This window comes from Ahrensia kielensis DSM 5890 (assembly GCF_000374465.1).
GTDB classification, from domain to species: domain Bacteria; phylum Pseudomonadota; class Alphaproteobacteria; order Rhizobiales; family Rhizobiaceae; genus Ahrensia; species Ahrensia kielensis.
The window spans coordinates 124,509-136,824 of record NZ_KB894528.1 but is presented as its reverse complement, the minus strand read 5'-3'; the positions used below and the strand labels follow the sequence as shown (position 1 = coordinate 136,824).

The 12,316-nt window shown below is 48.2% G+C and carries 13 protein-coding genes and 1 pseudogene; 1 reads left to right on the top strand and 13 read right to left on the bottom strand.

What is annotated here, in order from left to right:
• Nucleotides 1-2: 2 nt before the first annotated feature.
• The 13 genes and pseudogenes from C504_RS0100660 to C504_RS0100600 form a co-directional block, all read right to left on the bottom strand.
• Nucleotides 3-689, bottom strand: coding sequence for a response regulator transcription factor (locus C504_RS0100660; protein ID WP_018687362.1), 687 nt, complete (start codon nucleotides 687-689; stop codon nucleotides 3-5).
• Nucleotides 690-760: 71 nt separating this feature from the next.
• Nucleotides 761-1,027 carry a hypothetical protein gene (locus C504_RS0100655; RefSeq protein ID WP_026317098.1) on the bottom strand — a complete coding sequence of 89 codons (267 nt, stop codon included), beginning with the start codon at nucleotides 1,025-1,027 and terminating at the stop codon, nucleotides 761-763.
• Nucleotides 1,028-1,086: 59 nt separating this feature from the next.
• A complete protein-coding gene (locus tag C504_RS0100650) occupies nucleotides 1,087-1,293 on the bottom strand; it encodes a hypothetical protein (protein ID WP_018687360.1) in 207 nt (68 codons plus the stop codon).
• Between the two features lie 24 nt (nucleotides 1,294-1,317).
• Complete coding sequence (locus C504_RS0100645) at nucleotides 1,318-5,223, bottom strand: baseplate multidomain protein megatron (protein WP_018687359.1); 3,906 nt, start codon at nucleotides 5,221-5,223, stop codon at nucleotides 1,318-1,320.
• 3 nt (nucleotides 5,224-5,226) lie between these two features.
• A complete protein-coding gene (locus tag C504_RS0100640) occupies nucleotides 5,227-5,676 on the bottom strand; it encodes an NlpC/P60 family protein (RefSeq protein ID WP_018687358.1) in 450 nt (149 codons plus the stop codon).
• Nucleotides 5,666-6,562, bottom strand: coding sequence for a DUF2163 domain-containing protein (locus tag C504_RS0100635; RefSeq protein ID WP_018687357.1), 897 nt, complete (start codon nucleotides 6,560-6,562; stop codon nucleotides 5,666-5,668). Before C504_RS0100635 ends, C504_RS0100640 begins: the two co-directional genes overlap by 11 nt.
• The gene (locus tag C504_RS16940; RefSeq protein WP_169385069.1) at nucleotides 6,559-6,927 is read right to left on the bottom strand and encodes a DUF2460 domain-containing protein; all 369 of its coding nucleotides are present in this window, start codon (nucleotides 6,925-6,927) and stop codon (nucleotides 6,559-6,561) included. The genes C504_RS0100635 and C504_RS16940 overlap by 4 nt, the downstream gene beginning before the upstream one ends.
• Nucleotides 6,891-7,877: pseudogene (locus tag C504_RS16935) on the bottom strand (phage major capsid protein); the annotation flags it as partial. The pseudogene C504_RS16935 and the gene C504_RS16940, both read right to left, overlap by 37 nt.
• A 13-nt stretch (nucleotides 7,878-7,890) precedes the next feature.
• On the bottom strand, nucleotides 7,891-8,595 hold the full coding sequence (locus C504_RS0100620; protein ID WP_018687354.1) for an HK97 family phage prohead protease: 705 nt from the start codon (nucleotides 8,593-8,595) through the stop codon (nucleotides 7,891-7,893).
• Nucleotides 8,595-8,954, bottom strand: a complete 360-nt coding sequence (locus tag C504_RS0100615) for a DUF6107 family protein (RefSeq protein ID WP_018687353.1) — start codon at nucleotides 8,952-8,954, stop codon at nucleotides 8,595-8,597. Before C504_RS0100615 ends, C504_RS0100620 begins: the two co-directional genes overlap by 1 nt.
• Nucleotides 8,951-10,165, bottom strand: a complete 1,215-nt coding sequence (locus C504_RS0100610) for a phage portal protein (RefSeq protein ID WP_018687352.1) — start codon at nucleotides 10,163-10,165, stop codon at nucleotides 8,951-8,953. The genes C504_RS0100615 and C504_RS0100610 overlap by 4 nt, the downstream gene beginning before the upstream one ends.
• Nucleotides 10,166-10,189: 24 nt before the next feature.
• Entirely contained in the window at nucleotides 10,190-11,440 is a 1,251-nt protein-coding gene (locus C504_RS0100605; protein WP_041951473.1) for a DNA-packaging protein, read from the bottom strand.
• On the bottom strand, nucleotides 11,364-11,723 hold the full coding sequence (locus tag C504_RS0100600) for a hypothetical protein (protein WP_018687350.1): 360 nt from the start codon (nucleotides 11,721-11,723) through the stop codon (nucleotides 11,364-11,366). Before C504_RS0100600 ends, C504_RS0100605 begins: the two co-directional genes overlap by 77 nt.
• 159 nt (nucleotides 11,724-11,882) lie before the next feature.
• Between C504_RS0100600 and C504_RS0100595 the strand changes: the two genes are divergently transcribed.
• Complete coding sequence (locus C504_RS0100595; RefSeq protein ID WP_018687349.1) at nucleotides 11,883-12,299, top strand: DUF983 domain-containing protein; 417 nt, start codon at nucleotides 11,883-11,885, stop codon at nucleotides 12,297-12,299.
• Nucleotides 12,300-12,316: the final 17 nt, after the last annotated feature.

Genomic DNA, 12,316 nt, shown 5'->3' with positions numbered 1-12,316 from the left:
GCCTATTTCAAGTCCTTGGTTTCTTTCGATGAGGGATCGGCCATCCGATAACCAAGCCCCCTTACGGTCTCAATCAAATTATGTCCTAGTTTCTTGCGCAAACGCCCAACGAACACTTCAACAGTATTGGAGTCGCGATCAAAATCCTGATCATACATATGCTCAGTCAATTCGGTACGTGACACAACCTCTGACTGGTGATGAATTAAATAAGATAGCAGCCTAAATTCATGGGATGTGAGTTTAAGGGTTACCCCATCGACAACCGCCTTTGATGCTTTCACATCAACGCTTAGTGGACCACACCGCAATTCTGAGGAAGCATGACCGGCTGCACGCCGGATAAGAGCCCTTACCCGCGCTAAGATCTCTTCAATATGGAAAGGTTTGGTGACATAATCATCGGCACCAGCATCGATGCCAGATACTTTGTCACTCCAGCGGTCACGGGCAGTCAAAATTAAGACCGGCATTGAACGGCCATCTTCACGCCAGCGCTGTAAAACGCTTATGCCGTCCATCTGGGGCAGACCTATATCGAGAACGACACAATCATAGGGCTCTGTATCACCTAGATAATGCCCCTCTTCGCCATCACTAGCCGTATCAACGACATATCCGGCATCCTCTAGCGCCTGCTTAAGTTGGCGGTTTAGATCAGCATCGTCTTCGACAACCAGAATGCGCATAAAGCTCCCCCGTAATGATTCTCTTGTTGTTCATCATCAAAGATGAAATCTAGAGCACACTCAAGGTGCTATTATTGCGGTATATAAGCGACTTCCCGTTTAGGTCGTTCACCATTACTCGCTTGTGTAAGAATAACGACCTTACACACATTCCGGCCACCTTGTGTTGTAGCCTCAGCAGCAACAAGTGTTGAAGCTTGCCGTGCTGCATATTGCTGCCCTGCCGCAAAACAATTGTCTGCGGCAAGTTCTATTGCTTGCGCACTTTGCGCTGAATAGCTCATGGCACTCAAGCTGAGCGCGGCTGACATGGTATATTTAAATAATTTTCTCATCATGACACCACATATACAATTATCTGCCTGAATGGGACATGAACGCTCGCACGTCAATTTATTTAAGAAATTTTTGTTGAAGCAGAAACCCGTCCAAAGATTGTAATAATACCTGCAATTGCTGTTACCAACTGCAAAAGTCCGCTGCTTAAGCTCTCGCGCAAACCATCATCAATTGTGATGCCAAAGAAAGCGGCTAACGTAGCGATAATGCTGACTAAGGCTGCCCAAATCGTTTTTGATAGGTACCAAGGTTTATTCTCGTTCATGTTTATTCCTTTCGGTTTGATGGTTTAAGTGATCTCGATATGAACAAATGCAGGGATACCCTCCCCCACTCTTTGGCTAAGTTGTGCGATACGCACCGACAGCGATGTTGGTTGTTCACCGAACATGTCGTTCGCCATGGTGGCTGCAAGAAGAAAATCCGGCTGGCTGGTTTCAAAGCTGCCGAGGGTGACCTGAGCACTATCCAAAATATCGATTTTGTAACGCTCAAACGCTTCGCCAAACGGTATATCCAAGCCAAGCCAACTGTCAGCATTGGTGCGGCCACGGCGGAACCATTTAATCAGAACATTATTGTCTTCTGAGCGGCTTGCATGAATATGAACGGGAGATAGTGGCTTTAGAGCACGTAGACCGCCTTCTGCGGTAAATGTAGTGTAATAACGGTCAGAAAAATCTTTACCGGCTTCACCAATGCGGAAATTCAGAACACTACCAATCTCTGCATCCCTTAGCCCTAATGGCGTAACTGCATCATTGAGAAGGATGAATTTTGCACCGATGCTCGCACCGTATGATGAGAGGTCTTCTGTCCCCCCTTGCCCGCGCAAAAGTGCAGATAGTCGCCAAGTATCGGTGCTGATTTCCTCAGCATTGGAAAACTGCAAAACCTCCCAGTATCCATTCGCGACCTCAACTGCAGCAAGGTTTCGACCAGCGAATAGTGACAGCATATCAATGCTTTCCAATTCTCCGCTTCTCAAATCGACATCGATTGTATTGGCATAATCAAACCTGCCTGAAGCGGCAGGTATAAGAGGTGTAGCCAATGTTCCAATCGTTGCGTTCTGTTCAATAACACCGCGCAAATCGAACCCTTGCGTCGTTGCGCTTGCGAAAATATTTTGAGCACGTTCTGGCGAGCTTAAAGATGCGACACGCAACTGCTCATTTTCAGACGTCCCACTTATCAACGGCAAATCAAGCACGGCCAATTCAGGTGGGCCGCCAAATGCACCATAAAATGCTGCAGTCTCTTGGCCACCGGGCAATGTTGGCAAAACTGGAACTTGCCTTGGTTTTGAGATTGAGCGCGCTTCTATGGCCATAAAATCACTGAGGGTGATTTGCTCAATTATGAAATGCTGATCAGGAGCATCATCAAATGCGATCACATCCCCCGTACTCAATGCGCAATTTGATAAAGGCAAACCAAATTTGATTGTTTCACGGCCTGACCAAGCGTTTGACAAAATTCGATCAGCAAATTTACGCGCTTCATTTGCATCCAAGATCGCTGGAACATCTAAAACGACTTGGCGGTCTGCTGTATGTTCTCTTCGCCTAGAATAGCTTGTTCGCGCCTGATAATCTTGGAGTTGGTCCCGAAACCCAATCTGCACCTCGTTTGGCAGTTCACTGACCTGAGATAATGTTCGCTCGATAATTGGCTCGTTGCCATCAAGAACAATTGCTTCGCTGTCAAGAATATGCGTCTGATAAGCATCAATGCTTGAAAAACATAGGTCATCTGCATCACTCGCGATGCCGCCAAACAATTTAAGCAACGGCTCTATCGTTGCACGCACACTTGCAGGCGTTGATAAAACCATACCTGTAATCGAGCCATTTAAAGTGTCAGTTTTGGGGTGTGGCAAACCATGATCATTGAAAATAGCTGTAATAAGCTCAGCAGCAACGGCAGTTCCAAACCGGCCATTCATCCAGTGGCCACGTAACCAATTTTCGCCGTCTCCCCACACATTAACATTCAGCGGGAATGCCGGCAGCGGTCTTGCATCCCATGTCCAGACATACAGCCTTTCAGGATCAACCATCAGCTTGTTTGTTAAAGTTGATAGCGGATTAGCGGCAACACCTGACGTCCAATGATTATGGTGCGCACTTAAAAAAGCACGTTGAACATCATCCTCACGGCTACCGTTTGAAAAATAAGGTAACTTGGTTTCACTCGAATTCTTATCAATGAAAGCATTGGGTTGGTTTGCGCCGCAATGAATTGCAGAACAACCTATCTCCATCATGAATATTGGTTTTGATTCTGGTACCCAGCTTGTTGGCGAAGCCTTTTCGACGCCGCCAATACGTTCGAAATGCTGGTTACTCCACCATGATTTCAAATCCTTATATCGGTATGTCCATGGTTTACCGTATGCGCCATCGGTGATCGGTGTACGAACACGCAATTCACGGTCTGTGTAATTGGCATAATACCAATCAAAGCCTTCTCCAGCAGTAATCGCTTGCGTCATCGCGTCGGTGTCAGAACTCCACCGCATGCCATCTGAGTTGCTATGACCGACCTCCCCATCCGATGCGCGCCAATCCGTGAGCGGCATATAATTATCAATGCCGATGGCCGCGATATTGGGAGACGCCCACAATGGATCAAGATGGAAAAACACATCGCCTGATCCATCTTGAGGATGATATCCAAAATACTCAGACCAATCTGCGCCATAGATCAGCTTTGTATTCGGCGACACAATTTGTGCTGCATCATTGGCTAAATCAATCAGCGCTTCAACAAAGGGGAATGTATTGGCAGCACCGCGCGCAGTTGATAGCGCGTGCATTTCACTGCCAATGATAATTGTGTCCACGCCACCCGCTAATTCTGCGAGTTTGGCGTAATGCAAGATCATGCGGCGATAACCAAAATCATTGGAATTATTGAAGATCACCCCATTAGATGTATAGAAGTCATTTGCTTGTGCTGATCCAACAAAATTGTTGATTTGCGCTTTAGCGGTAGCCGACCCATCCACACTGCCACTTTGTCCAACCGCTGGATGAGGTGTTATACGTCCGCGCCAAGGATAAGGCGGCTGACTGCCACCCGAATATGGGTCTGGCAGCGTATTGTCTGACGGAACATCTACCAGAATAAACGGATTAAGGGTGACGCGAAGACCGCGAGATTTCAGGTCTACAATTGCAGCAATGACACTGGCATCATTTGGTGTTCCACCGAATGAAGAGCGCTCATTTTCCTGCGATATCTCATGAGCATCGGCGAATTGACGTGTGACCCCGCTCACCTGCCAAGGCTTCGTTTCTTCCAACGAGTTTCGGGTTACAATTCCGGGGCGGATTTGAGCGTGGCCCGCTCTTAGATCATCCGCATACCAAGCCAACACAAGCGATACATGTTTCAGGTTTGGACATACAGCTTGCAGCTCATCAATCGACGCTTGCCAGTCTGTATCAGCGTGAAGAACATGACGATTGAGCTCTAGTGTTTCTAGCTGATCAATGCGCGCCAATACGGGCGCCGGATCAAGACCATGTTCAGTGGCCCCTGGAATGATGCTGACGGCATGCACATCTTTTTCAAGCTGGCCAATAGGACGCATTACCTCGACTTGAATTTGAGGCAAACGGTGGCCGTAGCGCTCAAGCGGCATGCGCTCAATTACGATATAGGCGGTTCCCCTAAAAGCTGGCGCATTTCCAAAGCCTTGCTTTGCCTCAATCAAGGCATCAGGCAATTGCGCTTCACTACCGTCATAAAAGCGGTATTCTATGTCACGGACATCAATTTCTTTTCCGTCTGCCCAAATTCGTTTTATGCCAGCAATTTTGCCTTCACATATTCCAAACGCCGCACTGGCAAAATATGAATATGTTGTCATTTTGGGACCATCGGTAACAGAGCCTTTGCCGCCCTGACGTTTTGTGGTTTTCTTTTCTTCAAGCCGCGTCGCCCAGATGACAGTTGTTGTCACGCGCGCATAGCCATAAACCCTACTCATGGGCGTACCGTCTTCGGCAGACATTGGCCTTCCACCGGAAAGGCGTGCTCCTTCGATTGTACGGGTGGAATTGATTATCGATTGATCAATAATGTTGCCTGCGACAGCGCCAAGCGCAGAACCAATAGCCGCGCCAACAGGGCCGAAAACACTGCCAACGACAGTGCCTGCGGCACGCAATAATAAGGTGGCCATTGATTACTCCAGATTTAAACGATCAGGAAATTGAAAGGTGCCGGATATACGGCGACGCCATTGCGGCACGAGCGATGCTTTACAAACGGCATGACGCTCATAGGCATGGATAATTTGTCCATCGCCTGCATAAATTGCGATATGTTTGGAGACTGTAAAACTGCTCCACCGGAACAATAAAACGTCCCCAATAGAGAGTTTGTTGGCTGTAGCTGGTATTAGGTATTTACTCGCCGCAGCCATAAGCAAATCTTCAGATGCACATTCCGCCCAATCACGGCTGTAACTATGCTCGAAACTTATGGGCATGCCGCCAAGCTCGCGCCAGACACCCAATAGCAAACCCAAGCAATCGCACCCGACATGTTTGCGGCTCATCTGATGCCTATATGGTGTGCCGATCCAACTTTTTGCCGCCTGAAAAACGGACATGCCAAGCGGGTTATGGGACAATCGGCCCTCCATCTAAACGTGTTTCAACATCAAGATAGTTCAGTGCATTTTCATTGCCGGGCATATGCGGGAAACCGCGAAAATTTACTGAATTTGAAAACTTTGCTTTGCAGGTTTCAAAGCGCTTATCGCACCCTGCAATGATTTCAAAATCTGTCCCTGTTACAGGCGCAAATTGCATAGCTTCAACAACACTAATTCTAACAGCGCTACCATGGCGCTCAGCGCTAGCCACGGTATAATGCTGCCCTGCCATTGAACCATTTTTCCACACAAGGCTGCCGCCAGAAAACCATCCATCGGCAAACAGTCCAAATGCACCTGATAGAAATGACGTGACGCTATTGGAGGCGTCATTAAGCACTGTGCCTTGCGCTTTATAATTTTGCGACGATACATCAACACCGCAGCGTTGATCCCCAAGGTCTGCATCACAGCGCTTTATAAAATAGCGACCTGACTGTTGATCAAGGTTTACTGCTTGGCTACGTAACTCAGCCTTAAAATAATTATCTTCTCGCGTGATTTCGCCTATGTAATATTTACGAATAAGCGACTGCTGCTCTGGTGCGGCCCAATTGACAAGCCACTGTGAGACCGAGGCATCATCATAGACGCGAGCCGCTATATCAACTTCTGAAATGCGATCTGATTTCAGTGCACCTGCGACTTCGCTTGTTTCACCAGAAAGCCCCAAAGCGCTATCCATTGCACTGGCATTTAAACCCGTTTCTGGTTCACAGCTAACGCCGTCAACAATCAATGTTTTATCATGATCTGTGAAACCGAGTTTTACCCCGTCAGAGCGAAGAATTATCCAAGCATAACAAACCGTTGTTACTTGACCTCGCAAATGTTCTTTAAGTGGTTCGCTAATTTCAATCAAAAGCGTAACTCCAAAAGCGTAATATCGGATACTTCACCAGCGTTATTGACGGTACGTGTTGCAATCAGTTGCTCGTTTTCAAACCGCACCGGAACATCAAATTCAAAGCCAGCAGAGATTATCGCAGCGACGGGAGGAGCTGCGTCAAACACAAGCTTTCTCGTTACTTGATCAAATGTAAAACCAGAAAAAACTTCCTCGCCATCAATCGCAATGCGCAAAGATTCCTCAATGGGATGAGTAACTTGGCGGCCATTTTGAAGAATTAGATTCATGGCGTTCGTTACGCCATCACCAACACCGATTTGAACATCAATTGCACTGACAGCTTGATTGTTGCCTGCATGCGTCTGTTCATGACCCAATTCGCATTTTGGCGATACCCAGCTTTCAATGCATAGACTGTATCAACCAAAACATCAGAAGGATCAGTCGCAGGCAGATCACCGGCAACACCCGTTGCCACATAGCCAAGCTTACCCCATTCCCAAGCCGTTTCATCGACCGCGGTATAGTCAAGAAAACCGCGCGGCTTATTCACACCATCGCCATTGATAAATGCGGCACCTTCTTGTTCTGCAAAAGCTGATTCAACTTCTGCGGCAATCCATTGATCAATATTAACGGCGCTATCTTCAAGCAATGAAGATGTTGCAGCGGGCATGGCATAGAGTTCCATTGTGGGGAACTGAAGTTCAGCCAGTTGACTAGGCGATGTTTCTGGCCGCGCATCGGTTTCTCCTACCCATCCAACGACGGGGCCGGAAATAGCAAACGGCTTCTTTAACACAGCGCCCGATACCTGACGCACGCTCGCAAGAGAACGAATTGGTGAAATCTGCTTTAGCCGTGAGCCGATTGCAGTTTCGGTTTCAGCTGGCACCAAGAAACCATCGTCAGGGCCAGAGCCGTAACTCATCGCCTTGCCTTCAAGGTTACGCAAAGCACGTTCATCACCACTTCGCACGTATCGCTCAAAAGCTGACTTATGTTCACCATTGCCTAAACTGAGGCTGTGGCTACCACCGAGATTTGGGCGCGATGCTTTCGCGATCAATCGCTCCAATACACGTTTTTGTTCATCAACCGCATTGTTAATTCGGTCCACCTTATCCACCGTTACGACATCTTCTCCAAGCTGCGTCTCAAGCTGTCGAAGGCGTTCATCATTGGCTTGTTTGAAGGCATCAAATGCCCCCATGAAATCGTCAAATGCTTCAGCCACTTCTTGAGCCTGACCACTTGCGACGGGTGCAATGGACGTGTTTTTTCGTTCCGGTGCGATTGCACCAGAGTGTTTATTTTTAAAAGTCATGCTTTTTCCTAAATTATTTAAACCGGCTGGCTGCAAGGCGAATTTTGCCTGCCAGCAAAGCCGTGCTTGTTTCATTATGTTTTTGCGTAAAACCAGCGGCATCCCGCGCGCTTGCCAATGCAGAAAAGCCTTTGGTGATAATTGTCTTGGCTTGACTGCGTGAAAGCCCTGCATCCCGCACGAGCCATCGTTCGAATGTGCGCATAGTGGGTAAATTTCCCTGCGCTTTAACCTGAGATATACGCGCTTGTGGCAACATCGGAAATGTCACGATAGACACTTCCCAAAGATCTGCCTCTAAAATGCGCCTTACTTTCCCTGCTTTTTCGCGGCGTGCACGCACCGTTTTGAAACCAATGGAAAGGCCATCAATAGCGCCCTCCCTCATCAGTGCATGCACCTCTTTCGCGCGCGCAACTTTCAAATTCAGTTGACCTTTTACGAAAAGGCCATTTGCGTCTTCACGCATAGCAACCCAATGCCCAATCGGTTCATCGGGATTGTGTTGGAACAGCAGCTTAATATCCGATATCTTTTTGGATTGTAGCGACTTGGTGAACGCGCCTTTTGCAATCACCTCATTGCCGAGATCCTCAATATCAAACAGGCTTGCATAACCGCTGAATGTTCCATCGGCTTCAACGGCTGCTAGCTGCTGGTCTGCGAATTTATGTTCAATCTTCGGCGTAAGCGCTTTGGTCAATTTATGGTTGTGCATTAAATATCGCGCCCCTTATCTTCCTGGGTGGATTGAAGTTGCGAGGAACGTCGATCAACAAAACGCAGTGCAAACCCAAGAGCTGTCCAAATCGCTAGGCTTGAAAACGCAGCCCCCATCAACGCAATCTCAAAATCGTTAAGCCGACCGCCAAAAGAAAAGCTATCGGCAATCCAAAGTCCTGTGGGAAAGCCAAAAACCAGACCTGCTGTCAGCCCAGTCAAAAAACGGATCGCCGCTTCGCGTTTGCCTGCGGGCAGAACATAGGCCAAAGAAATTGCCGAACCTGCCAGCGCGCCTAGAAGCTTTGCGATCCATAGAGTTTCAAAAGGTGAGATATCGGGAATATATTGTTTCATTTAATTGCCTCCTGCCCCATGGGAGAGTAGCCAACGGCCATACGTTTCTCATCGTCACTTAAGAATGATGCGGCCTCTAGGCGCGTCCACAATGCATCGCGTTCCGGCCGCAGGCTTTCAACTTGATCAAGATCAAGCTCAAGATGAAACTCAGATGAGCGTGATTGCTGCATCCAAGCGCTCATCGCGCCTTTTATGCGCTGAAGCAGCGGTAAAACCGTAAGGCGGAAGAATGCACGGTGCGCTTCTTGGTAGTTCGCATAGGCATTATCGCCTGGTATGCCCAGCAGCATAGGCGGCACACCAAATGCCAGCGCAATATCACGGCTCGCTGCGTTTTTAGCTTCAATAAAGTCCATATCCTTGGGCGACAGGCCCATTGCTTTCCAGTCTAATCCACCTTCCAGCAACAGGGGTTTTCCAGCATTATTGGGACCAGAATATCCGTCTTCCAGTTCCTTTTTTAATTGCTCATATTGTTCAGGCGTAAGATTGCTGCCATCGCCCGGTGCATAAACCAGCGCGCCAGAAGGCCGTGCCGCATTATCAAGCAGCGCTTTGTTCCATTCGGCGGCCGCATTATGCGTATCCAGTGCCATCAACCCTGCCTGCAAGGGCGCAAAGCCGTTCACATCATCAAGAGGATTGAACAGTTTCAAATGCAGCAATGGCGGCGGCTCATTCACGCTTTCGATATTGATATGCCGCTTTTTGTTACCCGTCTGGTATATATAAGCCTCTGGCCAGCCATACTCATCGAGCGCGCAGCTTACATAGTCTGGGCGTAGTGCAAAAACATTCCCGAACGGGGCGTCATCATGGCCTACCCGTTCAACATATGCATTGCCGGACAAAAGCAGATGGCCGCATAGCGCTTCAATAAAATCACCACGCGATTGGAATGGATTAGGCTGTTCAATTAAGCTAATCAGCTTGTCATTTTCCAACTCCTGTTCACCCTCATAGGCCAACCAAGGCACAGAACCTGCAGCTTCTGAAATCATTCGCACACAGCGATGAACAACAGCATTGCGCATGAACCCTTGTCGAGACAAAGCCTCATAAGATGCGCTCGTCCACCCCGCCCCCAACACATTATGGAGCGCGACAAAACCTGAAGATCCATAAAGCCCTGCCTGCTTTTTTTCACTTAGGTTGGCCTTATTTGAGCGTGCAAAAACACGCGAAAACCAGCCGGTTTTCTCGGTCATGAATGTTCCTGACTTTAGTTTGATTTAAATAGTTCGGATGCGCGGCTTGGTCGGCCGTTGCATCAATAATTGATTGATCGCCCACACGCACGCATCCAGCCTGTCTGGCGAGCGCCGTGTTGACAGCCCCTCATTCGTGAAATCGCACATTTCGTCTTCAAGCTCAGGCATAACACCAACATGGTGCACGCGCCCTTGCTCGTATAAGGCTGCAACGGGTTCAGCACGCAGATATTTACCGCGCGAAGCATGTACCGATAAAACGGGCACAGTCGCATCAATTGCACGGATTACGCTTGCGACCATTTCACCGCCCTGATTGACCTCCGCTAGCAACATATCTGCTTGCCAGGCATGAAATTCACCAATGGCGCGGCTTGCCCATTTTGACGGCGTTGCCGCCTTCACCGTTCTATCCGCAAGCACATAGGCATGACCGGACTCATCACAACCTGCCACCACAATGCCACAAGCATCTGATGTTGATTTTGATGTGGCTGGCGGATCAATTGCAACAATGATGCGCGAGAGCTGCGGCGCAGCTTTCACCCGTAAGTTTTCCAACTGTTCTATGTTCCATAGCGCGCCTTCACGCGCCTCTATCAATTCGCCTTGCAGTTCTTGCCTGCCGAGGCTTGTATTACCGTATCGTTCGTTCACATGCGCTAGAAAACTTGGCGCGAGATTTGATGCATTTTCAAAAGTTGTCATATGCGTCAAACGCGTCGCATCATCTGCCATCAACATTTTTAATAGCGGTATCGGTTTTGGTGTTGTCGTCACCAATTGGCGCGGGTTGTCACCAAGCCGCAAACCAAACTGTAACATATCCCAACATTCTTGTGCGTATGGCCATTTACATAATTCATCACACCAGGCCGCAGAAAATTGTGGCCCGCGCAGCCGCTCTGGGTCATGTGCAGAATATGCTTCTGCTACAATACCGTTTGGCCAAAGCAGGCGTCTTCTTGTCGGTTCATAACGCGGCCTTTCATAAGGTGCGTTTGCACAAATACCAGCTGGCCCCTCAATCATAACCTCACGAATATCGGCAAATGTTTCACCAACCAAGGCAATCGGCCCAATTGGTGCGACCCGCAATAGGCCAGTTGCTATAGCATGCACCCACGCACTTCCCGCCCTCGTTTTGCCTGAGCCACGCCCACCCAATAACAACCATGTGCGCCAGTTACTGTCGCTAGGCGGTCTTTGAGATTGGCGCAGATTGAGTGTCGAACTCGCTGCGACTTTTTTGACAGTCGCAAGAGACCTCATTTTCAAGTAGGATTGCATCGGCACGTTTCCTTGCGAGCTGTTCAATCCTTTCTTCAATCTCAATCAGTACATTTTTAATTGCAGTTTCTTCATCAGGCCGATCAATGTCATCACCATCCTGCTTCTGAGCAAAGTCTTCTAGCTTCTCTACAACCTTCAATGTGGATTGAAGATTGTCTATGGCAGCTTTCGTAAAAGGCTCACCTTGCGGGTTCATCTCCAAAAGCATTTTTGCCTGGTTCCGAAGACCATCCAGCAATGCTTGAATAAGTTTTGGTTCCATGTCCTCAACTTTCGAACGTATATGTCATCAAAAAGCCGGCTGCTGTTACAACCGGCTCATCGACGCAATTCCGTGATTATGTCATGACAATACACCGCTACCGTCACGCTGTCAAGAATATATTCCTAACTTTTGAAATTATTTAAATCGAGATCATTTATGTCTATTGATGACCAATACCCGCCGCTTAAACCAGAACACAGTGGAATGCTGGGAAAATGCCCCCGCTGCGGCAGCGGCAAATTATTCTCAGGTTTTTTAGGCATTGCCGATAAATGTAATGTCTGCGACCTTGATTATGGCTTTGCTGACGCTGGTGATGGGCCTGCATTTTTTGCAATTTGTTTAGCAATCGTGCCTGTAGCAGGCTTTTCGGTATGGCTGGAAGTCTCCGCTGGTGCACCCTATTGGCTCAATGCACTTTTAACTGCGCCGTTTCTCATATTGGCATGCTTGCTACCCATGCGCCCGCTTAAAGGTTATCTCATTGCGAGCCAATATTACTTTAAAGCGCGTGAAGGTCGTCTTGATGAGCTTAAAAGCGATACAGTCGACCCTGAAGTTAACCGCGATTAACGTCGCCTCTTGTTGCC